Annotated in this window: 22 protein-coding genes and 1 tRNA gene; 9 read left to right on the top strand and 14 right to left on the bottom strand. The window is 71.8% G+C overall.

What is annotated here, in order from left to right:
- Window positions 1-3 precede the first annotated feature (3 nt).
- Window positions 4-483: a GNAT family N-acetyltransferase gene (locus tag OG299_RS22090; RefSeq protein ID WP_327362373.1), complete on the bottom strand. Its 480-nt coding sequence runs from the start codon at window positions 481-483 to the stop codon at window positions 4-6.
- A gap of 9 nt (window positions 484-492) precedes the next feature.
- Window positions 493-741, bottom strand: a complete 249-nt coding sequence (locus tag OG299_RS22085; protein WP_327362372.1) for a hypothetical protein — start codon at window positions 739-741, stop codon at window positions 493-495.
- Between the two features lie 170 nt (window positions 742-911).
- Here OG299_RS22085 and OG299_RS22080 point away from each other — a divergent pair, with 170 nt between their 5' ends.
- Window positions 912-2,291, top strand: a complete 1,380-nt coding sequence (locus tag OG299_RS22080; RefSeq protein ID WP_266628080.1) for an NAD(P)/FAD-dependent oxidoreductase — start codon at window positions 912-914, stop codon at window positions 2,289-2,291.
- 283 nt (window positions 2,292-2,574) lie between these two features.
- Here OG299_RS22080 and OG299_RS22075 read toward each other — a convergent pair.
- A tRNA-Thr gene (locus OG299_RS22075) sits at window positions 2,575-2,649 on the bottom strand.
- Between the two features lie 243 nt (window positions 2,650-2,892).
- On the opposite strand from OG299_RS22075, the gene OG299_RS22070 reads away from it, so the two are divergent.
- From OG299_RS22070 to OG299_RS22060, 3 genes are all read left to right on the top strand, one after another.
- Window positions 2,893-3,981, top strand: coding sequence for an ABC transporter ATP-binding protein (locus OG299_RS22070; RefSeq protein WP_266628078.1), 1,089 nt, complete (start codon window positions 2,893-2,895; stop codon window positions 3,979-3,981).
- Window positions 3,982-4,165: 184 nt separating this feature from the next.
- The gene (locus OG299_RS22065) at window positions 4,166-4,579 is read left to right on the top strand and encodes a hypothetical protein (protein WP_266628076.1); all 414 of its coding nucleotides are present in this window, start codon (window positions 4,166-4,168) and stop codon (window positions 4,577-4,579) included.
- 47 nt (window positions 4,580-4,626) lie between these two features.
- On the top strand, window positions 4,627-5,406 hold the full coding sequence (locus OG299_RS22060; protein WP_266628074.1) for a nucleotidyltransferase family protein: 780 nt from the start codon (window positions 4,627-4,629) through the stop codon (window positions 5,404-5,406).
- Between the two features lie 76 nt (window positions 5,407-5,482).
- Here the strand turns inward: OG299_RS22060 and OG299_RS22055 are convergent, their stop codons facing one another.
- The 6 genes from OG299_RS22055 to OG299_RS22030 form a co-directional block, all read right to left on the bottom strand.
- The gene (locus tag OG299_RS22055; RefSeq protein ID WP_327362371.1) at window positions 5,483-7,057 is read right to left on the bottom strand and encodes a DoxX family protein; all 1,575 of its coding nucleotides are present in this window, start codon (window positions 7,055-7,057) and stop codon (window positions 5,483-5,485) included.
- 157 nt (window positions 7,058-7,214) lie between these two features.
- On the bottom strand, window positions 7,215-8,186 hold the full coding sequence (gene rlmB / locus OG299_RS22050; RefSeq protein ID WP_266628071.1) for a 23S rRNA (guanosine(2251)-2'-O)-methyltransferase RlmB: 972 nt from the start codon (window positions 8,184-8,186) through the stop codon (window positions 7,215-7,217).
- A 112-nt stretch (window positions 8,187-8,298) separates the two neighbouring features.
- A complete protein-coding gene (gene cysS, locus OG299_RS22045) occupies window positions 8,299-9,699 on the bottom strand; it encodes a cysteine--tRNA ligase (RefSeq protein WP_266628069.1) in 1,401 nt (466 codons plus the stop codon).
- 112 nt (window positions 9,700-9,811) lie between these two features.
- Window positions 9,812-10,348 (bottom strand): 2-C-methyl-D-erythritol 2,4-cyclodiphosphate synthase, encoded by a 537-nt coding sequence (ispF, locus tag OG299_RS22040; RefSeq protein ID WP_266628067.1) that lies wholly within the window; start codon window positions 10,346-10,348, stop codon window positions 9,812-9,814.
- Window positions 10,338-11,084: a 2-C-methyl-D-erythritol 4-phosphate cytidylyltransferase gene (gene ispD / locus OG299_RS22035; RefSeq protein ID WP_266628065.1), complete on the bottom strand. Its 747-nt coding sequence runs from the start codon at window positions 11,082-11,084 to the stop codon at window positions 10,338-10,340. Before ispD ends, ispF begins: the two co-directional genes overlap by 11 nt.
- Before the next feature lie 260 nt (window positions 11,085-11,344).
- Complete coding sequence (locus OG299_RS22030; RefSeq protein WP_003953493.1) at window positions 11,345-11,827, bottom strand: CarD family transcriptional regulator; 483 nt, start codon at window positions 11,825-11,827, stop codon at window positions 11,345-11,347.
- A gap of 660 nt (window positions 11,828-12,487) precedes the next feature.
- Here OG299_RS22030 and OG299_RS22025 point away from each other — a divergent pair.
- Window positions 12,488-13,171, top strand: coding sequence for a copper chaperone PCu(A)C domain-containing protein (locus tag OG299_RS22025; RefSeq protein WP_266628063.1), 684 nt, complete (start codon window positions 12,488-12,490; stop codon window positions 13,169-13,171).
- A 129-nt stretch (window positions 13,172-13,300) separates the two neighbouring features.
- Here the strand turns inward: OG299_RS22025 and OG299_RS22020 are convergent, their stop codons facing one another.
- Both OG299_RS22020 and OG299_RS22015 read right to left on the bottom strand, forming a co-directional pair.
- On the bottom strand, window positions 13,301-13,981 hold the full coding sequence (locus OG299_RS22020) for a two-component system response regulator PhoP (RefSeq protein WP_007265514.1): 681 nt from the start codon (window positions 13,979-13,981) through the stop codon (window positions 13,301-13,303).
- Window positions 13,982-14,017: 36 nt separating this feature from the next.
- On the bottom strand, window positions 14,018-15,244 hold the full coding sequence (locus OG299_RS22015) for a two-component system sensor histidine kinase PhoR (protein ID WP_327362370.1): 1,227 nt from the start codon (window positions 15,242-15,244) through the stop codon (window positions 14,018-14,020).
- A gap of 212 nt (window positions 15,245-15,456) precedes the next feature.
- On the opposite strand from OG299_RS22015, the gene phoU reads away from it, so the two are divergent.
- Both phoU and OG299_RS22005 read left to right on the top strand, forming a co-directional pair.
- Window positions 15,457-16,134 (top strand): phosphate signaling complex protein PhoU, encoded by a 678-nt coding sequence (phoU, locus tag OG299_RS22010; protein WP_266628059.1) that lies wholly within the window; start codon window positions 15,457-15,459, stop codon window positions 16,132-16,134.
- A gap of 118 nt (window positions 16,135-16,252) precedes the next feature.
- On the top strand, window positions 16,253-16,402 hold the full coding sequence (locus OG299_RS22005) for a hypothetical protein (RefSeq protein ID WP_266628058.1): 150 nt from the start codon (window positions 16,253-16,255) through the stop codon (window positions 16,400-16,402).
- Window positions 16,403-16,492: 90 nt separating this feature from the next.
- On the opposite strand, the gene OG299_RS22000 is transcribed toward OG299_RS22005, so the two are convergent.
- The gene (locus OG299_RS22000; RefSeq protein WP_266628056.1) at window positions 16,493-17,251 is read right to left on the bottom strand and encodes a phosphoglyceromutase; all 759 of its coding nucleotides are present in this window, start codon (window positions 17,249-17,251) and stop codon (window positions 16,493-16,495) included.
- Window positions 17,252-17,403: 152 nt separating this feature from the next.
- Here OG299_RS22000 and OG299_RS21995 point away from each other — a divergent pair, with 152 nt between their 5' ends.
- Window positions 17,404-18,693, top strand: a complete 1,290-nt coding sequence (locus OG299_RS21995) for an MDR family MFS transporter (protein WP_327362369.1) — start codon at window positions 17,404-17,406, stop codon at window positions 18,691-18,693.
- A 6-nt stretch (window positions 18,694-18,699) separates the two neighbouring features.
- Here OG299_RS21995 and OG299_RS21990 read toward each other — a convergent pair whose 3' ends face one another.
- Window positions 18,700-19,203: a type III secretion system chaperone family protein gene (locus OG299_RS21990; protein ID WP_266628054.1), complete on the bottom strand. Its 504-nt coding sequence runs from the start codon at window positions 19,201-19,203 to the stop codon at window positions 18,700-18,702.
- Window positions 19,196-20,578 carry a D-inositol-3-phosphate glycosyltransferase gene (gene mshA / locus OG299_RS21985; RefSeq protein WP_389864813.1) on the bottom strand — a complete coding sequence of 461 codons (1,383 nt, stop codon included), beginning with the start codon at window positions 20,576-20,578 and terminating at the stop codon, window positions 19,196-19,198. The genes OG299_RS21990 and mshA overlap by 8 nt, the downstream gene beginning before the upstream one ends.
- Window positions 20,579-20,787: 209 nt before the next feature.
- On the opposite strand from mshA, the gene OG299_RS21980 reads away from it, so the two are divergent.
- Window positions 20,788-21,597 (top strand): class I SAM-dependent methyltransferase, encoded by an 810-nt coding sequence (locus OG299_RS21980; RefSeq protein ID WP_327362368.1) that lies wholly within the window; start codon window positions 20,788-20,790, stop codon window positions 21,595-21,597.
- Window positions 21,598-21,723: the final 126 nt, after the last annotated feature.

The following is a 21,723-nucleotide window of genomic DNA, read 5'->3' as shown; positions in this document are numbered from 1 at the left end:
GCCTCAGCCCTGCGCCGAGCCCAGCTTCCTCAGCGGCTCGTCCGTCAGCCGGTACACCGACCACTCGTCCTGCGGCCGCGCGCCCAAGGCCTCGTAGAACGCGATCGTCGGCTCGTTCCACTTCAACACCGCCCACTCGAGCCGCTCGTAGCCGCGCTCCACACAGATCCGGGCCAGCTCCGCCAGCAGCGCCTTGCCGTGCCCGCCACCGCGCACGCCCGGCCGCACGTACAGGTCCTCCAGGTAGATCCCGTGCACCCCGCGCCACGTCGAGAAGTTCAGGAACCACACCGCGAACCCGACGGCCTCCCCGTCCGCCGTCTCCGCCATGTGCGCGAACGCCGCGGGCCGCGCCCCGAACAGCGCCTCCCGCAACTGCTCCTGGGTGGCCCGCGCCTCGTGCGGCACCTTCTCGTACTCCGCCAGCTCGCGGATCATGGCGTGGATGACGGGGACGTCTTCGACAACGGCGCTACGGATCATGCCGGGAGCCTAGGCCGTCCCGCCGACCCACCCCTTGTACGTCTGCTCCGCCACCGCCCGGTCGAAGGCCTCCCCGCGCAGCCCCGGCACCTGCGCCGCCATCGCCGGCAGATGCCCGTCCGTGAACCTCCCCGCCTCCGCCGACGCCCGCAGCGCGTTCACGGCCCGCACCAAACCGCCGGCCCCGCCCCGGTCCGGGAACGAAGCCAGCAGGTACTCGACCTTGACCTGCCCCTGCGCCGCCGGCCCCAGCAGCACCTCACCACCCGCCCCCTCGAACCTCGCGCAGTACCAGGACAAAACCTCCCGCCGTCACCCTAGGGACCCCACCACCCCCGCCACATCAGCCAAAAGGCCACCCCTCCCACCCCAAAACCCGGCACCCGGTACCTGGACACCCCTCCGGAACCCCGTGTACCAACTCCCCCATGACGATCAACGGCGGCATCTCCTTCTGGTACGCGACGGACCACACTCCCGCCCGGCCACCCCGCGCCCCCCTCACCGGCCACGCCACGGCCGACGTCGTCATCGTCGGCGGCGGCTACACCGGCCTGTGGACCGCCTACTACCTCAAGACCGCCGCCCCCGACCTCCGCGTCACCGTCCTCGAGCAGAAGTTCTGCGGCTACGGGGCCTCCGGCCGCAACGGCGGCTGGCTCTACAACGGCATCGCCGGACGCGACCGCTACGCCGAACTCCACGGCCACCAGGCCGCGCTCCGCCTCCAGCAGGCCATGAACGACACCGTCACCGAAGTCATCGGCGTCGCGGCCAAGGAGGACATCGACGCCGACATCCACCGCGGCGGCGTCCTCGAGGTCGCCCGCACCCCCGCCCAGCTCAGCCGCCTCAAGGCCTTCCACGCCGCCGAACTCGCCTTCGGCGAGAGCGACCGCGAGCTCTACGACGCCACCGACACCCGCGCCCGCATCGACATCGCGGACGCCGTCGGCGCCGGCTGGACCCCGCACGGCGCCCGGATCCACCCCCTCAAGCTCGTCAAGGGCCTGGCCGCCGCCTGCGAACGCCTCGGCGTGGTCATCCACGAATCCACCCCCGTCACCGAGATCGCCCCCCGCCGGGCCATCACCCCGTACGGCACGGTCCGCGCCCCGTACGTCCTGCGCTGCACGGAGGGCTTCACCGCGGCCCTCAAGGGCCAGAAGCGCTCCTGGCTCCCGATGAACTCGTCGATGATCGCGACGGCCCCGCTGCCGCCCGAGGTCTGGTCCCGCATCGGCTGGTCGGACGCCTGCACCCTCGGCGACATGGCCCACGCCTACATGTACGCCCAGCGCACCGCGGACGACCGCATCGCGATCGGCGGCCGCGGCGTCCCGTACCGCTTCGGCTCGCGCACGGACACCGACGGCACGACCCAGCAGTCGACGATCAAGGCGCTGACGCAACTCCTGACGTCCTTCTTCCCGATCCTCACCGGAGTGGAGATCACCCACGCCTGGTCGGGCGTCCTCGGCGTCCCCCGCGACTGGTGCGCCACGGTGGCCCTGGACCGCACGACGGGCCTCGGCTGGGCCGGCGGCTACGTCGGCTCGGGCGTCGCGACCTCCAACCTCGCGGCCCGCACCCTGCGCGACCTGGTCCTGGGGGACGCCACGGACCTGACCACCCTCCCGTGGGTCAACCACCGCGTCCGCCGCTGGGAGCCGGAGCCCTTGCGCTGGCTCGGCGTCCAGGCCCTCTACGCGGCCTACCGCGAGGCGGACCGCCACGAAGCCGCGACCCACGCCCCGGCCACAACCGCCCTGGCCCACCTGGCGAACCGCATCTCGGGCCGCCACTGACACGAGAACGCCAAAGGCCCGGGCGACGGCCCGGGGCCTTCGGCGTTTCGCCGGGCGTACCGGGCCGACATCGACTCCGACGAGAGCCCCGAAACGAGCGAGGAGATCCGCATTCAGGTGTGGCGGGCCCCGGAACGTCCGGCAAAGATCATCAAGCGGTGGCCCCTGCCCGCCGCCGAGCCCGACGCATAGGCGCGCCGCCCCGAGCGGAACCGGATGTCACCGCCTGACGCCGGAACACGAAAGCCCAGCCCGGAGGAGATCCGAGCTGGGCCGTCAGCGGAGCCCCCTGTCGGATTCGAACCGACGACCTACGCATTACAAGTGCGTTGCTCTGGCCGGACTGAGCTAAGGAGGCGTAACCGGCCTCACTTTACACAGCGGCCCATCCCCCCGGCCATCACATTGCCCCGCCCCCAGGGCGCCCGAAGCCGCCCTCCAGGGTGCCGCGGACGGCTCCGGCAATGGCGGAAGTCACCCGGGACCGGGTACTGACAGGAGCCGCGCCAGCGGGTAGCGTCGGGCGGAGTCCTGCTTACTGGACTAGACCTTCCACTCGGATCGTCCGGCACGTTCCTGCCGGTAGAAGGGATCTATCACCATGGCTTCTGTCACTTTCGACAAGGCGACCCGGCTGTACCCCGGCGGCGACAAGCCCGCCGTCGACGAGCTCGAGCTGCACATCGAGGACGGCGAGTTCCTCGTCCTCGTCGGCCCCTCGGGCTGCGGCAAGTCCACCTCGCTGCGCATGCTGGCCGGCCTGGAGGACGTCAACGGCGGCGCCATCCGCATCGGCGACCGCGACGTCACGCACCTGCCGCCCAAGGACCGGGACATCGCGATGGTGTTCCAGAACTACGCGCTGTACCCGCACATGACCGTCGCCGACAACATGGGCTTCGCGCTCAAGATCGCCGGCGAGGACAAGGCGACCATCCGCAAGAAGGTCGAGGACGCGGCGAAGATGCTCGACCTCACCCAGTACCTCGACCGCAAGCCGAAGGCGCTCTCCGGCGGCCAGCGCCAGCGCGTCGCCATGGGCCGCGCCATCGTGCGCAAGCCGCAGGTGTTCCTCATGGACGAGCCGCTGTCGAACCTCGACGCCAAGCTGCGCGTGTCCACCCGCACCCAGATCGCCGCGCTCCAGCGCGACCTCGGGATCACCACCGTCTACGTCACCCACGACCAGGTCGAGGCCATGACGATGGGCGACCGCGTGGCGGTCCTCAAGGACGGTCTGCTGCAGCAGGTCGACACCCCGCGCAACATGTACGACCGTCCGGCGAACCTGTTCGTCGCCGGCTTCATCGGTTCCCCGGCCATGAACCTGGTCGAGGTCCCGATCGCCGACGGCGGCGTGAAGTTCGGCGAGACCGTGGTCCCGGTGTCGCGCGAGGCGCTGTCCGCCGCCGCGGACGCGGGCGACCGCACCGTCACGGTCGGCGTGCGCCCGGAGCACTTCGACATCGGCAGCGACGGCGGTCTGACGATCACCGTCAACGTCGTCGAGGAGCTCGGCGCCGACGGCTACGTCTACGGCCGCACCACCGAGGCCGCGGGCGCTCAGGACATCGTGGTGCGCGTGGGCGGCCGCCAGGTGCCGGAGAAGGGCTCGACGCTGCACGTGGTGCCGCGGGCCGACGAGATCCACGTGTTCTCGACGTCGTCGGGTGAGCGGCTCTCCGACTGACCCCGAGCACGGGCAGGACGGAACAGGGGCGCTCCCGGCCGGGGGCGCCCCCGTGCACCATCCCGGGCAGACCGGGCCGTTCAGCCCCACTCGTCAACCCTTAATTCGAAAAGCCACGTCGAACCATCCCCCGACCGGGTGACTAAATGTCGCCAGATCTTCACCGAGCGCTACTCTCGCCCTCGTGACCCACACTGCCCGCCGTATCGGCCGTTCCCTCGCCCTGGTCCTGCCCGTCGTCCTGGTCCTGTCCGGGACCCTCGCGGTCACGATGGTCCCCTGGGCGGACAACACCCCTTCCCAGATCCTGACCGCCTCCGCCGAGGACGTCTCCGTCCCCGCGAAGCCGCGCGCCGCACAGGACGTGCTCCGCGACAAGCTGCTGGGTGAGCTCCAGCAGGGCGAGACGCCCGGTGACGTCCTGACGCACCTCCAGCGGGAGGTGGACCGGCGGCCGTCGCTGGCCGAGCACTGCGTGGGGATCGCGCGGGCGCTGGGTCGGGCCGCGGTGGATGCGTACGGTCCGACGAAGGCGCAGTCCTTCGCGCGTCCCGTGTGCGACACCGCGTACGCGACCGGCGTCGCCTCGATGGGCTGACGGGCGTCGCCGTACTCCACCGGGCCGGGGCCTCTACGCTGACGGCCATGACCGACGCACCTCCCGTGTCCCGCTCCTCCGTTTCCGCGGCCGCGTACCCGGCCTCCCTCGCTCAGGCGCCCGTCCAGGCGGTCGTGTTGGCGGGTGGCCAGGGTTCGCGGCTGCGTCCGTATACGGACGACCGGCCGAAGCCGATGGTGGAGATCCCGGGGACCGGGGTGCCGATCATCGGGCACCAGCTGGCGTGGCTGGCGGCGGAGGGGGTGACGGATGCCGTGGTGTCGTGCGGGCATCTCGCGGAGGTGCTGCAGGACTGGCTGGCCAAGGCGGACCTGCCGTTGCGGGTGACCACCGTGGTGGAGGAGGAGCCGCTGGGGCGGGGCGGCGGGCTGAAGTACGCGGCCCGGCACCTGCCGCATCCGGACCGGGCCTGGTACGCGACGAACGGGGACATCTGGACGCGGTTCTCGCTGCGCGAGATGGCGGCGTTCCACGCGGAGCGGGGGGCGACGGCGACGCTGGCGCTGGCGCGGCCGCGGATTCCGTGGGGGGCGGTGGAGACCAACGAGTTCGGGCAGGTGCTGGACTTCATCGAGTCGCCGCCGTCGCCGTATCTGATCAACGCGGGCGTGTACGTCTTCGGTCCCGAATTCGCGGCGCTGCTGCCGGATTTGGGCGATCACGAGCGCACGACGTTCCCGCGGCTGGCGCGTGAGCGGCGGCTGGCGGGCTTTCCGCTGCCGCAGGGGGCCTACTGGCGGGCGATCGACACGGCGAAGGACCTGACCGAGGCGGCACGGGAGTTGGCCGCGCAGAGCGGCTCCTGAGGCCGTCCGCGTACGAAGCCGGGGCCGGCGCGCTGTGTGCGCGCCGGCCCCGGCTTCGTTCCGTCCCGTCTCGTCGTCAGCCGAGGAGGCCGCCGACGAGGCCGGGCTTCTTGGACGGCGCGTCGCCGCCGCCGCTGCTGCCGCCGCTGCCCGAGCTGGAGGACGGCGGCTTCGGGGTGGACTGCCTGGGGGTGCTGCCCGAGTTCTGGCCGCTGCCGGAGCCGCGGGTCGCGGTGGGCGACTGCGAGCCGGCCCCGGCGGTCTCCTTGGCGGTGGAACCGGTGCCGCCCCGCCCGGACTTGGCGGCGGGCGCCGAGGCGCTGGCGGTGGGTTCGGCCGGCTTGGAGGGCTGGGCGGTGGGCTTCTGCTGCTGCTGTTGCTGCTGCTTGGCGGGGGCCTGCGGGAGCGGGGAGCCGGGCAGGTAGTTGCTGGGCGCCTGGCCGGGTCCGGGCACGGTGACCACGGTGGTGGAGCGGACGGCGCCGCCGAGGAGCGAGCCGATGAGCAGGGTGAGTCCGCAGACGACGGTGGCCATGATGGTTCCGCGGCGCAGGACGCGCCGGCGCAGCCGCCAGATCTCGGAGCGGGGCCCGAGGGTGCGCCAGGCCTCGCCGGCGAGACGGCCGTCGAGGGAGTAGACCGGGGCGCCGGCGATGATCAGCGGGCTCCAGGCGGCGAGGTAGATGATGTCGGGGGCGTCGTAGGCGGGGACGGTCTTCCAGCTCACCGTCATGAGGAGTGCGGCGGACAGCAGGGCGCCGATGCAGGCGGCGAACCGCTGCCACAGGCCGAGGACGGTCAGGACGCCGACGATGACCTGGAGGAAGGCCACGCTGAGCCCGGCCCCGACGGGGTGGGCGAGGGCGAAGTCGCGCAGCGGTTCGGCGAGTGCCCAGGGGTGGAGGGTGCGGAGCCAGGTGACCATGGAGCCGCGTTCGCCGCCGTCGAAGTAGACGGGGTCGCACAGCTTGCCCATGCCGGCGTAGACGCAGATGAAGCCGAGGAAGACGCGCAGCGGGAGCAGCACGACGCCGAGGTTCATGCGCCGGCCGGGGTAGTACGAGGCCTGCCCGCGGGTGTCGGAGGAGGCCCGGCGGGAGTCGGTGCCGGGTCCGCCGCCGTGGCCGTCGTAGCCGTCGTGACTGTCGTAGGGGGTGCCGCCCGCGTACCGGGCGTCGTACGGGAGGTCGCGCACGGGGCCCGCCGGGCGGATCTCGTCCGGGTCTCCGTAGGTGCGCTGGCCGATGACGGTCGGCGTGGCGAGGGTGTCCTCGGCCAGGTCGCGGGCGAGGTCGATGCGCGGGATGGTCTGGGTGGTGCCCCCGTCGCCGTCGTCGTAGCCGTAGCCGCGCCCGTGTTCGCGTACGGCCTGGATGAGTCCGCCCATTGCGGCGGTGTCGCCGGGGGCGGACTTGCCGCTCCAGACGACGGGGGCCCGGCGGCGGCCAGCACCGGCGGCGACCACGGCGCCGCCGAGGACGGGCACGCGGCCGGGGGCGTTCGCGGGCTTGGAACGCGCGCTCGGGCTCGGTGCGAGCCGCACGCGGAAGCTGGCGTGGTTGACGATGACCTGTGCGGGATCGCACGGCACCTTGACCATGCTCAGCGCGGGCTGGTCGTCGAACCCTGACGTTCTGGTGTCCACACTCATCTAACCGAGTGATCAGTGTTTAGGACACTGCCTTGACAGGAGGGATGTGTCCGAGACCCGTCAAGATCAAGCCACCCCGCCCGAAAGGGGCGGGGTGGCACGCTCACGGGTCACTTTCCGTGAGCCAAGTGGATCAAGGCGGCGGGGCCGCCCGGGGTCAGGCGCGGCCGCGGGTGGCCCGGCGGCGGGCCGCCTCGTAGAGCACGACACCCGCGGCGACACCGGCGTTCAGCGACTCGGCGCCACCCGGCATCGGGATGCGGACGAGGTAGTCGCAGTTCTCGCCGACGAGGCGGCCGAGGCCCTTGCCCTCGGAGCCGACGACGATGACGACGGGACCGCCGAGCGCCTCCAGGTCCTGCACCTCGTGCGTGCCCTCGGCGGCCAGGCCGACGATGGCGATGCCGGCCTTCTTGAAGTCCTGGAGGGCGCGGGTCAGGTTGGTGACGCGGGAGACCGGGGTGCGGGCGGCGGTGCCGGCCGAGCTCTTCCAGGCACCGGCGGTCATACCGGCCGCGCGGCGCTCGGGGATGACCACGCCGTGGCCGCCGAAGGCGGAGACGGAGCGGACGATCGCACCGAGGTTGCGGGGGTCGGTGACCCCGTCGAGGGCGACGATCAGCGGGTCGTCGCCCTCGTCGTACGCGGCGGCGGTGAGGTCCTCCGGGTGCGCGTACTCGTAGGGCGGGACCTGGAGGACCAGGCCCTGGTGGTTGAGCCCGTTGGTCATGCGGTCGAGCTCGGGGCGCGGGGCTTCCATCAGGTTGATGTTGCCGCGCGCGCCGGCGAGCTGGAGGGCCTCGCGGACGCGCTCGTCGTTGTCGATGAACTGCTGGACGTAGAGGGTGGTGGCGGGGACGCCGTCACGCAGCGCCTCGAAGACCGGGTTGCGGCCGACGACCATCTCGCTGGTGCCCTTGGGGCCGCCGCGGCGCGGGGCCGGACGGCGCTTGGCGGCCTGCCGGGCCATGGCGTTGCTGATGCGGTTCGCCTTGTGCTTCTTGCGGTCCTCGGCCTTGGGCGTGGGGCCCTTGCCTTCCAGGCCCTTGCGCCGCTGGCCACCGCTGCCGACCGTCGCGCCCTTCTTGTTGGACGTGCGGCGGTTCCTGCGCTGGCTGTTCCCGGCCATGACCTCTACCTGTTTTCGTTGATGCTGCGATATGTACGTATGAAGAGTGTGCCGCCCGGATCGCCGGGCGGCCACCAAACTCGGCTGCCCGGGCTCAGTGCGGGCCGAGCGCTCAGCGCGGGCCGAGCGTCCAGCGCGGGCCTGCCGGGCTGTCCTCGATGACCAGGCCCGACTGCTGGAGCTGGTCGCGGATGGCGTCGGCGGTCGCCCAGTCCTTGCGGGCCCGGGCGGACTCGCGCTGTTCCAGGACGAGGCGTACGAGGGTGTCGACGGCGCCGTGCAGGTCCTCGCCGCGGTCGGACTCACCGGCCCAGTGCGGGTCGAGGGGGTCCAGGCCGAGGACGCCGAGCATGGCCCGTACCTCGGACAGCCGGGCGATGGCGGCGTCCTTGTCGTCGGCGGCGAGGGCGCTGTTGCCCTGGCGGACCGTGGTGTGGACGATGGCCAGCGCCTGCGGGACGCCCAGGTCGTCGTCCATGGCCTCGGCGAAGGCGGGCGGGACCTCGGGAGCGGGGTCGACGGTCTTGCCGGCCTTCTCGATGACGCGCTGGTAGAAGCCCTCGATGCGCGCGAAAGCGGACTCGGCCTCGCGCAGCGCCTCCTCGCTGTACTCGATCATCGAGCGGTAGTGCGGGGTGCCGAGGTAGTAGCGCAGGACGATGGGGCGCCAGTTCTTGACCATCTCGGAGACGAGCACCGAGTTGCCGAGGGACTTGGACATCTTCTCGCCGGACATGGTGACCCAGGCGTTGTGGACCCAGTACTTCGCGAACTCGTCGCCGAAGGCCTTGGCCTGGGCGATCTCGTTCTCGTGGTGCGGGAAGATCAGGTCCAGGCCGCCGCCGTGGATGTCGAAGGCCTCGCCGAGGTACTTGTGCGCCATGGCGGAGCACTCGAGGTGCCAGCCGGGGCGGCCGCGGCCCCACGGGGTCTCCCAGTCGGGCTCGCCGGGCTTGCTGGCCTTCCACATGGCGAAGTCGCGGGGGTCGCGCTTGCCGGTGATGCCGTCCTCGGCGGGCTGGCGCAGGTCGTCGATGCTCTGGTTCGACAGCTCCAGGTAGCCGGGGAAGGAGCGCACGTCGAAGTAGACGCTGCCGTCCGCCTCGTAGGCGTGGCCGCGCTCGATGAGCGTGCGCATCATCTCGATCATCTCGGGCACGTGGCCGGTCGCGCGCGGCTCGTACGTGGGCGGGAGGCAGCCCAGCGCGTTGTAGCCGTCGTTGAAGGCGCGCTCGTTCTCGTAGCCGATGGACCACCACGGGCGGCCCTGGGCCTCACCCTTCGAGATGATCTTGTCGTCGATGTCGGTGACGTTGCGGATGAAGGTGACGTCGAGGCCGCGGTAGGTGAACCAGCGGCGCATGACGTCGAAGTTGAGGTACGACCGGATGTGCCCGATGTGCGGGGCCGCCTGGACGGTGGCGCCGCAGAGGTAGATCGAGACGCAGCCCGGGACGAGCGGGGTGAAGTCGCGGATCTGCCGGGCGCTGGTGTCGTACAGGCGAATAGTCACGGCATCCAGGGTAGTGCGCCTGCGGCAGTGCCCCGCGACCCTTTAAGGGCGCGGGGGCGCTTTGTTGCCGAAGCGGTGTGGTCGGGGACCCGAACGGACGGGGCCGGACGACCTAGGCGGGGTTCGTCCGGTACACCAGTGCGGTGGCGATGGCGGCGAGGCCCTCGGCGCGGCCGGTGAGGCCGAGGCCGTCGGTGGTGGTGCCGGAGACGGAGACGGGGGCGCCGGCCGCCGCCGCGAGCGCCTTCTGCGCTTCTTCGCGCCGCTTGCCGATCTTCGGGCGTACGCCGATCACCTGGATGGCGATGTTGCCGATCTCGAAGCCCTCGGCGCGGACGATGCGGGCGGCTTCCGCCAGGAGGGTGACGCCGGCGGCACCGGACCACTCGGGGCGGGAGGTGCCGAAGTGGGCGCCGAGGTCGCCGACGCCGGCGGCGGAGAAGAGGGCGTCGCAGGCGGCGTGGGCGGCGACGTCGCCGTCGGAGTGGCCGGCGAGGCCGTCCTCGCCCTCCCAGAGCAGGCCGGCGCACCACAGCTCGCGCCCGGCCTCGAAGGCGTGCACGTCGGTGCCGATTCCCACGAGCGGGATGACGGGGCCGGCGGCGACCGCCGCGGCGGACTCCTCGGAACCTGCGGAGCTAGTACGCATCGGTGGCCCTCCTGCGGGCGAGTACGGCCTCGGCGAGGACCAGGTCGAGCGGACGGGTGACCTTGAAGGCCTCTTCGTGGCCGGGGACCACCATGACGGTGATGCCGAGCTGTTCCACCATTCCGGCGTCGTCGGTGGCGCCCTCGCCGTTGACGGCGATGGTCTCGTGCGCGCGGACGAGGGTGGCGAGGTCGAAGCCCTGCGGGGTCTGCACGGCGCGCAGCCGGGCCCGCTCGGGGGTGGCGACGACCGGCTCGGGCTCGCCGGGCCCGCCGGGCTCGACCTCCTTGACGGTGTCGGCCAGCGGCAGCGCCGGCACCACGGCGGGCGAGCCGTCGCGTACGGCTTCGACGACGGAGTCGACGGTGTCCACGGGGACGAGCGGGCGGGCCGCGTCGTGGATGAGGACGGAGGTGACGTCCGCGGGAAGCGCGGCGAGGCCGGCCCGTACGGATTCCTGGCGGGTTTCGCCGCCGGGGACGACCAGGATCTCGGTCCTCTCGGGCAGGGCGTGCTCGTCGACGAGCCGGCGCACCTCGGCGGCGCCGTCGGACGGGGCGACGACGACCACGAGGGAGACGGCCCGGGAGCGGGCCATCGCGCGGACGGCGTGGATGAGCATGGGGGTGCCGCCGAGGGTCCGCAGGGCCTTGGGGGCGCCGGGGCCGAGGCGTACCCCGCGGCCGGCGGCCGGGATCACCGCGGCGGTGCGGTGGGGGCGCGTTTCGTCAGACATCAGTAGCTCCGAGCCAGGTTTGTGACTTCGGCCGACATGGGTATGGCCTGAAGGGTGCCGGGTGCGACGCCCTCGCCCCTTCCGTGACGACCGGTCGAGCAGGCTGTCCGGACCCGGCACGCCGGTGGAAAAAGATGTGGGTGCAGACATGCCGCAGCGCCCGGCAACAGCCCTCTCGTGGAGGAGAGGGCGTGTCATCGGGCACCGCGGCACAACCGTGTGAACGCTGTTTTCGCTGTTTTCCTGGGCGGCACGCCGCGTCAGGACGCGAGAACCTCGTCGAGGAGGGCTTCCGCCTTGTCCTCGTTGGTGTTCTCGGCGAGCGCGAGCTCGCTCACCAGGATCTGGCGCGCCTTCGCGAGCATGCGCTTCTCGCCCGCGGAAAGCCCGCGCTCACGCTCACGACGCCACAGGTCACGCACCACTTCGGCGACCTTGATGACATCGCCAGAAGCGAGCTTCTCCAGATTTGCCTTGTAGCGCCGGGACCAGTTCGTCGGCTCTTCGGCATACGGTGCACGCAGCACCTCGAAGACCCGGTCCAGCCCGTCCTGGCCGACTACGTCGCGAACGCCGACGAACTCCGCATTGTCCGCAGGCACACGAACCGTCAGGTCGCCCTGGGCGACCTTGAGCACCAAGTAGGTCTTGTCCACGCCTTTGATCTGGCGAGTTTCGATGGCCTCGATCAGCGCGGCCCCGTGATGGGGATAGACCACGGTGTCGCCAACCTTGAACGTCATGTGACAGGTACCCCTTCCGTGGCTATCCAGGGTAACACGAGAACTGACTGTTATGAATGGCGTTTTCGCAGGTCAGGGCACATCTCGGGGCTTGACAACAGCGACACGAACGTGCTGCGAAGGGCTTCCGGAGGGGGGTATTCGCAGGTCGGAGCCGCTGTGCGGACCGGGCGAAACGGCCACGTTACACCCGGGTGGCGGTCCCACCCATGTGACGTACGTCCCGTTTTGCCGGTTTTGAAGCCGGGAAACCGAACTACTCCGTTCGACTGGCGACCACGCGTACGGAGCGGTTCCGGCCCAATCCCGGAATTGATCACCGCGGGCCGTTCGAAGGAATCCCGGAATTGATCACGGCAGGTCCGGCGGGCGATATGCGGGCGGCACATGATCGGCGGATGAACGGCGCGGGAAGTGCCGGCGGAAGGACGGCCGGAAGGACTGCAGGAAGGACCACCGGAAGGGCTGGCGGACGAGCGGACGGAAAGGAAGATCGCGGGGCGGGGCAGGGCGGCCCGTGCGCTGCGGAGGGTCGGGTGCGGGGGCGGGGTGGCGGCTCGGTAACCTAAGCGCGCTGACACACCCTTAGGACGGCTTTACCTCGGCCGCCCTGGGACTGCCCACCCTTCCGTTCCGTACGTCCAAGGAGTTGCCGCCGCCGTGAGCCGCAGCCTTCGACGCGGCGCCCTCGCCGCCACCGCCGTCGTGTTCTCGATCGCCTCGCTGGCCGCTTGCGGTGCGGGTCAGAACGCGGAGACGCTCCAGATCAAGCCGGACAACGCCGCCGTCACCAAGGGCGACATCAAGATCCAGAACGCGCTGGTGATCACTCAGGGCGAGAAGGAGAAGAAGGGCCCGGCCGCGGTCTCCGCGACGGTCTTCAACACCGGCGACACGCCGCAGACCCTCGACGCCATCACCCTCCCGGGTGGCAAGTCCAAGGTCGTCCTGAAGGGCACCGAGGGCGCAGCCGGCAAGGTCACCGTGCCGGCCCACGGCTCCGTGGTCATCGGCGGCAAGGGCAACGCCTCCGCCGTGGTCGAGGGCGGCGAGGCCGTGCAGAACGGCAACGCGCAGAAGGTCGTCTTCCAGCTGAGCAAGGCGGGCGACGTCGGGCTCGAAGCGTTCGTCGTCCCGGCCACCGGCATGTACGCGGGCTTCGGCCCGACCGAGGCCCCGGCCGCGGCCCCCGGCTCGGCCCCGTCGGGCAGCCCCTCGGGCACGCCGTCGGGCAGCCCGTCCGGCTCCCCGGCCACGACCCCGTCTGGCGCCGCTTCGGGCACCCCGTCGGGCGCGGCCTCGGGTTCGCCGTCGGGTTCCCCCTCGCACAGCGCCGGCCACTGAGCCACCGGTACCACGCACGAAAGGGCCCCCTCCGCTCCGGCGGAGGGGGCCCTTTCGTATACGACTGCACTGCAGATCAAACCTGACGGCTACGGCTCAAGAGCCCCCGCAACCGCCGGAGGCTGCGGCCTACGGCTCGAACTTGTAGCCCAGGCCGCGGACCGTGACCAGGTAGCGCGGCGCGCCCGGGTCCGGCTCGATCTTGGCGCGGAGGCGCTTCACGTGGACGTCCAGGGTCTTGGTGTCGCCGACGTAGTCCGCGCCCCAGACCCGGTCGATCAGCTGCATGCGGGTCAGTACGCGGCCCGCGTTGCGCAGCAGCATCTCGAGCAGGTCGAACTCCTTCAGGGGGAGGTCCACCTTGGCTCCGGCGACGGTGACCACGTGGCGGTCGACGTCCATCCGTACGGGGCCGGCCTCCAGCGCGGCCGGGGTGACCTCCTCCGGCTCGCCGCGGCGGCGCAGGACCGCGCGGATGCGGGCGACCAGCTCCCGCGAGGAGAAGGGCTTCGTGACGTAGTCGTCGGCTCCTATCTCCAGCCCGACGACCTTGTCGATCTCGCTGTCCTTGGCCGTCACCATGATGACGGGGACGTTGGAGCGGCCGCGCAGCTGCCGGCAGACCTCCGTGCCGGGCAGGCCGGGGAGCATCAGGTCGAGGAGGACGAGGTCGGCGCCGTTGCGCTCGAACTCGTCGAGCCCGTCGGGCCCGGTCGCGGCGATGGCGACCTCGAAGCCCTCCTTGCGGAGCATGTAGGACAGGGCGTCGCTGAAGGATTCCTCATCCTCGACGACGAGCACTCGGGTCACGGAAGGACCTCCGGGGCAGGAATGGCTGGTTCTGGTTCAGGCAGGGGTGGCGTGGGTGGGTGCGGGGGCCGGCTCCGCGGCCGGGGCGGCCGTGGATGCCGGAGCCTGAGCGGCCGCTTCCGGCAGGCGCAGGGTGAACGTGGAGCCCTGACCCTCCGAGCTCCAGACGGACACCTCCCCGCCGTGCGAGGCCGCTACGTGCTTCACGATCGCAAGGCCGAGGCCGGTTCCTCCCGTGGCGCGGGAGCGGGCCGGGTCCACGCGGTAGAAGCGCTCGAAGATGCGCTCGCGGTCCTTTTCCGGGATGCCGATGCCCTGGTCGGTCACGGCGATCTCGATCAAGTCTCCCCCAGGTGCCGCGACCCTGCGTCCGGCTATGCCGACGCGGGTGCGGGCGGGGCTGTAGTTGACGGCGTTCTCGACCAGGTTCCCGAGGGCCGCCGCGAGCTGGCCGCGGTGGCCCCAGACGCGCAGGTCGGCGGTGCCGCCGGCGGCCATGGTGATCTGCTTGGAGGACGCCGTGTGGCGGCAGCGGTCGATGGCTTCGGCCACCAGCGTGTCCACTCGTACGGGCTCCGCGTCCTCGAGCGGGTCGTCGTTCTGTACCCGGGAGAGGTCGATGAGCTCCTGCACGAGGTTGATCAGGCGGGTGGCCTCGATCTGCATGCGGCCGGCGAAGCGGCTGACCGCCTCGGGGTCGTCCGAGGCGTCCATGACGGCCTCGGACAGCAGGGAGATGGCCCCGACCGGCGTCTTCAGCTCGTGCGACACGTTCGCGACGAAGTCGCGCCGTACGGCCTCGATGCGGCGGGCCTCGGTGAGGTCCTCGACCAGGAGCAGGACGAGCCGGGAGCCGAGGGGGGCGACGCGCGCCGAGACCGCGAGGGCCTCGCCGCGGCCGGTACCGCGCCGGGGCAGGTCGAGCTCGACCTGGCGTATCTCCCCGTCGCGGCGCGTGTCGCGGGCCATGTGGAGCATGGGCTCGACGGCCAGTTTGCCGCCGCGTACGAGCCCGAGGGCGTAAGCGGCGGACGAGGCCTTGACGACGGCGTCCCCCTCGTCGAGTACGACGGCGGAGGAGCGGAGCACGGAGAGGACGGTGTCCACGCCGGGCGGGAGCACCGCATTGATGTCGGGGCGCATGGAGCTCCGGGTGGGGCGGGCTTGGTCGCGCTCGCTCCAGCGGAACGCCAGCATCGCGATCACACCGGTGCAAAGACCGGCGATCGCTGCAGCTGCGGCGACCGCCGCGTTCACGTCCATGCATCCAGGTTAAGCAGGCGCAACGGCACTTCCACAGCCGTTCGGGTGGCACCTCGAACAGTCGTCGCCCAGAGTTCACCGTGGCGACGGGGCTGATTCACTTGTGATGCCGCAGTCGGACGCGTTTGCGGCCGAACGTGTCAACGTGGGGCATGAGGCCGCCCCGGCCCGGCCCGTGGGGCAAGAGGCAGTAGGCAAGAGAGGGACAACCCATGCGTGACGCGTACCACGAGGAACTGGACTCGATCGGGGAAGGCCTGGTCGAGATGGCACGGCTCGTCGGTTCCGCGATCGGGCGGGCCACGACGTCCATGCTCGACGCCGATCTGAAGCTCGCCGAGAGCGTCATCGCCGCCGACCAGAAGGTCGACGACCTCCAGCACGACCTGGAGGCCCGTGCCATCGCGCTGCTCGCGCGCCAGCAGCCGGTCGCCACCGACCTGCGCATCGTGGTGACCTCGCTGCGCATGTCCGCCGACCTGGAGCGCTCGGGCGACCTGGCCCAGCACGTGGCGAAGCTGGCCCGGCTGCGCTTCCCGGACACGGCGGTGCCGCGCGACCTGCACGCGACCATGCTGGAGATGGGGCAGCTGGCGCAGCGCCTGATGGCGAAGGCGGCCGAGGTCATCATCACGAAGGACGTCGACCTGGCGCTCCAGCTGGAGCAGGACGACGACGAGATGGACCAGCTGCACCGCACGCTGTTCCAGCACCTGATGGACGACCGCTGGAAGCACGGCATCGAGACCGCGGTGGACGTGACCCTGCTGGGCCGCTACTACGAGCGCTTCGCGGACCACGCGGTGTCGGTGGCCAAGCGCGTGGTCTACCTGGTGACGGGCGAGCACGCGGACGAGCTGCAGGCTCCGACGCAGGTCGACGGCGTCTGAGCCGTTCTGCCCCCGTGCGCCGTTGACGCGCCGGTACGGCTGGGCATGAATGAGGGCGAAGGCAGTAAGAGGCACGGAAAGCAGAAGACGCCACGCACTCCGCCTGCGAGGAGGATCCATGCCCGAATCCCCCGTCCCCATCACCCCGGATCACGAGCAGCAGCCCCGGCCCGAACCCCTGCGGCTCCCGCTGCTCGCGGCCTGCGGCTGCGGCTCCGGCTGCGGCTGCGGCTGCCAGTCCGGCGCCCCCTGCCAGTGCGGCGGCTGACCCGGCCACCCCACCCCGGCACCCAGAGCGACGAAAAGGCCCCCGCCCACTGAAACCAGCAGGCGGGGGCCTTTTCCGTACGCGTCGGTGTTACTTCTTGCCCTGGTTCTTGACCGCCTCGATCGCGGCCGCTGCGGCGGTCGGGTCGAGGTAGGTGCCGCCCGGGTTGAGGGGCTTGAACTCGGCGTCCAGCTCGTAGGCGAGCGGGATGCCGGTCGGGATGTTCAGGCCCGCGATGTCGGCGTCGGAGATGCCGTCCAGGTGCTTGACCAGCGCGCGCAGGGAGTTGCCGTGCGCGGCGACCAGGACCGTGCGGCCCGCGAGGAGGTCCGGGACGATGCCGTCGTACCAGTACGGGAGCATGCGGACGACGACGTCCTTGAGGCACTCGGTGCGCGGGCGCAGCTCCGGGGGGATGGTCGCGTAGCGCGGGTCCTCGGACTGGGAGAACTCCGTACCGTCCTCGAGGGCCGGCGGCGGGGTGTCGTACGAGCGGCGCCACAGCATGAACTGCTCCTCGCCGAACTCGGCGAGGGTCTGGGCCTTGTCCTTGCCCTGGAGCGCACCGTAGTGGCGCTCGTTCAGGCGCCACGAGCGGTGGACCGGGATCCAGTGGCGGTCGGCGGACTCCAGGGCGAGCTGCGCGGTGCGGATCGCGCGCTTCTGGAGGGACGTGTGGACCACGTCGGGGAGGAGGTCGGCGTCCTTCAGGAGTTCGCCACCGCGGACTGCCTCCTTCTCGCCCTTCTCGTTGAGATTGACGTCCACCCAGCCGGTGAACAGGTTCTTCGCGTTCCACTCGCTCTCGCCGTGGCGGAGGAGGATCAGCTTGTACGGTGCGTCGGCCATGCGTACGAGCCTAATGGACGCGCGGGGGCGCTCGCGCGCGGTGTCCACGGCCGTGGATTGACGGTGCGCGTCAATCCGGTGGCCTTCGCAGACCCCCCACCCGTAGGGTGCGGTGAGCAGGAGAGCCGCTTACATCGCCGGGGGGATTCCGTATGTCCGTTGCCAGTCTCAGACGGGCGGCGCGCGAGAGCGTGTCGGGGCTGCCGCGGGAGTTCTGGTGGCTGTGGACCAGCACGCTGGTCAACCGGCTCGGGGCCTTCGTCGCCACGTTCATGACCTTGTACCTGACCGTGGACCGGGGCTATTCGGCCTCCTTCGCGGGACTCGTGGTGGCGTTGCACGGGCTCGGCGGGGTGATCTCCTCGCTCGTCGCGGGCGTGATGACCGATCGGCTGGGCCGGCGCCCGACCCTGATGGCGGCTCAGGCCTCGACGGCGTTCTCGGTGGCGCTGCTCGGCTTCATGGAGCACCCGGCGGCCATCGCCGCGGTGGCGCTGCTGGTCGGCATGACCTCGAACGCCTCGCGCCCGGCGGTGCAGGCGATGATGGCGGACATCGTCCGGCCGCAGGACCGGGTCCGGGCCTTCGCGCTGAACTACTGGGCGATCAACCTCGGCTTCGCCGTCTCGGCGACGGCGGCGGGCTTCGTCGCCGAGTACAGCTACCTCGCCGGGTTCCTCGGCGAGGCGGCGCTGACGCTGGTCTGCGCGGTGCTCGTGTACGTGAAGCTGCCGGAGTCGCGGCCGGAGCGGACCGCCGAGGAGAAGGGCGCCGCCGAACCGGAGACCGGGCTCGGGACCGTACTGCGGGACGGGCGCTTCATGGGCGTGGTCGGGCTGTCGTTCCTGATCTCGCTGATCTTCACGCAGGGCTCGTTCGGGCTGCCGCTGGCCATGGGCACGGGAGGCTTCTCGGCCGGGGACTACGGGCTGGTCATCGCCGTCAACGGGGTGCTGATCGTGCTGCTGCAGATCCCGGTCACCCGGTTCATCGAGAAGGGCGACCCGCAGAAGCTGCTGGTGGTCTCGGCGCTGCTGGCCGGGTACGGGTTCGGGCTGACGGCCTTCGCCGGGTCGGTGTGGAGCCTGGGGCTGACCGTCTGCGTGTGGACGCTGGCCGAGATCATCAACTCTCCGACCCAGATGGGCCTGGTCGCCCGGCTCTCCCCGCTGCACGGGCGCGGCCGCTACCAGGGCATGTACACGCTGTCCTGGGCGGTGGCCTCGCTGCTCGCTCCGCTGATGGCCGGGTTCATGATCGACCAGTGGGGCGCGGGCTGGCTCTGGGCGTCCGTGGCGCTGCTGGGCACGGTGGCGGCGCTGGGCTACTGGCTGCTGATGCGGAACCTCGCCGAGGACGAGCCCGGGTCCGTGGTCTCGGCATCGGCACCGGCTGCCGCGCCGGCTGCCGCGGCCCCGGCCCCGGATCCCGTCGAGGCCTAGGAAGGGTCAGGACGACGGCTGCGTCAGGTGCTTGAAGGCGTCCAGGTTGTACGTCGGCTCGCCGCGCGAGACGCGCCATTCGTACTCGCGGCGGATCGCGCTCGCGAAGCCCAGCTCCAGCAGCGTGTTGAAGGCGCCGTCCGCCGCCTCCAGGACCGTGCCGAGCAGCCGGTCCAGGTCCTCGGGGGTGACCACGGACAGCGGGAGCCGGGCCGTCAGGTAGACGTCGCCGAGGGCGTCGACCGCGTAGGCCATCCCGTACAGCTTGAGGTTGCGCTCCAGCAGCCAGCGGTGGACGCCCGCCTCGTTCTCGTCGGGGTGCCGGATGACGAAGGCGTTCACCGACAGGGAGTGCCGGCCGACCCGGACCGAGCAGGTGGTGCTCAGCTTGCGGGTGCCGGGGAGCTGGACCACGTACGAGCCCGGCTGCGGGCTCTCCCACGCGAGTCCGGCCTCGGCGAGGGTGCTCTCGATGATCGCGGCGGTGTCGGCGATGTCAGCGTCAGCCATGGTGGGAGCGTACGCGACGGCGGTGATCATGCATGGCTGCGGTGTACACGTCCGCCGTGCCGCTCGCCGCCGTGTCCCAGCCGAAGAACTGCGCGTGCCGCGCGGCCTCGGCGCCCATCCGGCCCACGAGCGCCGGGTCGTCCACGAAGCGCCGCAGCTCCCGCGCGTAGTCCACCGGGTCGTGCCCGGGTACGAGGATCCCCGTCACCCCGTCGTTGACGGCGACCGGCAGCCCGCCGACCTCGGCGGCCAGCACCGGCGTGCCGGTGGCCTGGGCCTCGATCGCGACGAGCCCGAAGGACTCGCTGTACGAGGGCATGACCAGCACGGACGCCGCCCGGAACCAGTCGGCGAGCGCGTCCTGGCGGACCGGCGGGTGGAAGTGGACGAGGTCGGCGATGCCGAGCTTCGCCGCGAGCTTCTGCAGCCCCTCCGGCTTGGCGAGTCCGCTGCCGCTGGGGCCGCCGACGACGGGGACGAAGAGTCGCCGGCGCAGCGCGGGGTCCCGGTCGACGAGCTCGGCGACCGCGCGCAGCAGGATGTCGGGGGCCTTGAGCGGCTGGATCCGGCCGGCGAAGAGCGGGATGACGGCGTCCTGCGGCAGGCCGAGGCGGGCGCGGGCGGCGGCCCGGCCGTCGCCGACGGTGAAGCGGTCGAGGTTCACGCCGGGGTGGACGACGGCGACCTTGCCGGGGTCTGCCTCGTAGTGCCGGACCAGTTCCTCGGCCTCTTCGGTGGTGTTCGCGATGAGCCGGTCGGCGGCGGCCACGATCTGGGTCTCGCCGATGACGCGGGCGGCGGGTTCGGGCGTGTCGCCCTCGGCCAGCGCGGCGTTCTTGACCTTGGCCATGGTGTGCATGGCGTGGACGAGGGGGACGCCCCAGCGCTCGGCGGCGAGCCAGCCCACGTGGCCGGAGAGCCAGTAATGGGAGTGGACGAGGTCGTAGTAGCCGGGCCGGTGGCCGGCCCAGGCCTGCATGACGCCGTGGGTGAAGGCGCACAGCTGGGCCGGGAGCTCCTCCTTGGCGAGGCCTTCGTACGGGCCCGCGTCCACGTGCCGTACGAGGACCCCGGGGGCCAGCTCGACCGCGGACGGGAGGCCGCCCTCGGTGGCGCGGGTGAAGATCTCGACCTCGATGTTGATCGCGGCGAGGCGTTTGGCCAGCTCCACGATGTACACGTTCATACCGCCGGCATCGCCGGTGCCGGGCTGGTGCAGCGGCGAGGTGTGCACGCTGAGCATGGCGACGCGGCGCGGCTTGCGGTGGTGGCCGACGGCCGGCAGGCGCAGGCGGGGCGGGTCGTGGCGGGTGCCGCGGGCGGCGGCGATCCGGCCGCTGAGGCTGCCGCCGAGGCGGGACACGTACTGGCTCAAGAGAGCAGTTCCTCTCGCTCGGACGGCGGCGTGCTGGACGGGACGGGCAGGGGCAGGGCACGGCTCACGGAGCGCGCGGGGCGCCCTCCAAGGAGTGCAACCCGCACGGCCGTGCCCCGCATTCCGTGAGCCGGTGTTTTTTCCTCGGTGTTTGCCGCGCGGTCTGCTCTCTTTTCCTCCGGCGGGTCCCCTCCGCTTACCCTCGGCGCATGTCCTCCCGCTCCGCCCCGCCCCCGCGCCGCCCTGTGGGCACGGTGACCCGCGGGACGACGAACCCGAACCGGCTGCGCCGGATGGACCGCTGGATCGCGGCCGCGCACGGGGCGGTGCTGCGGCGGGCGCAGGCTCCGGTCGCGGTGGACCTCGGCTACGGGGCCGCGCCGTGGACGGCGGTGGAGCTGCTGGCCCGGCTGCGGGAGGCGGCGCCGCGGGTGCGGGTGGTCGGCATCGAGATCGAACCGGCGCGGGTCGCGGCGGCGAAGCCGTACGAGCGCGAGGGGCTCAGCTTCCGGCACGGCGGGTTCGAGGTGCCGCTGGAGGGCGGGGCCCGCCCGGCGCTGATCCGCGCGGCGAACGTACTGCGCCAGTACGACGAGGAGCAGGTGGCGGCGGTGTGGGAGCGGCTGTGCGCGCGCCTGGCCCCGGACGGGCTGCTCGTCGAGGGGACCTGTGACGAGATCGGGCGGCGCCATGTGTGGGTCGCGCTGGGGCCGGAGGGGGCGCGCACGGTGACGTTCGCGACCCGGCTGGGCTCCTTGGAGCGCCCTTCGGACCTGGCGGAGCGGCTGCCGAAGGCACTCATCCACCGCAACGTGCCGGGCGAGCCGGTGCATGCGTTCCTGCGCGACTTCGACCGGGCGTGGGCGGCGGCGGCGCCGTACGCCTCGTACGGGGCGCGGCAGCGCTGGATCCGGACGGCGCGGGCGCTGGCCGCCGACTGGCCGCTGGCGGACGGGCCGGTGCGGTGGCGGCAGGGGGAACTGACGGTGCGCTGGGAGGCGTTGCGCCCGGCGGGGTGAAATGTGGAGCTGCGGGGAACCGGTTGCCGGGGTGGCCCGTTGAGCCGTCGGGATGCGTGTGGGGGACTGGGGAAGATCGGGATGACACCTGTGAGGGTGTTGGAATTCACCGACTCGTGGCACCAT

It is taken from the genome of Streptomyces sp. NBC_01296 (genome assembly GCF_035984415.1).
Classification (GTDB): Bacteria; Actinomycetota; Actinomycetes; order Streptomycetales; family Streptomycetaceae; genus Streptomyces.
Note: the sequence above shows the minus strand (reverse complement) of the source record. Positions and strands in the feature narration are given on the sequence as shown.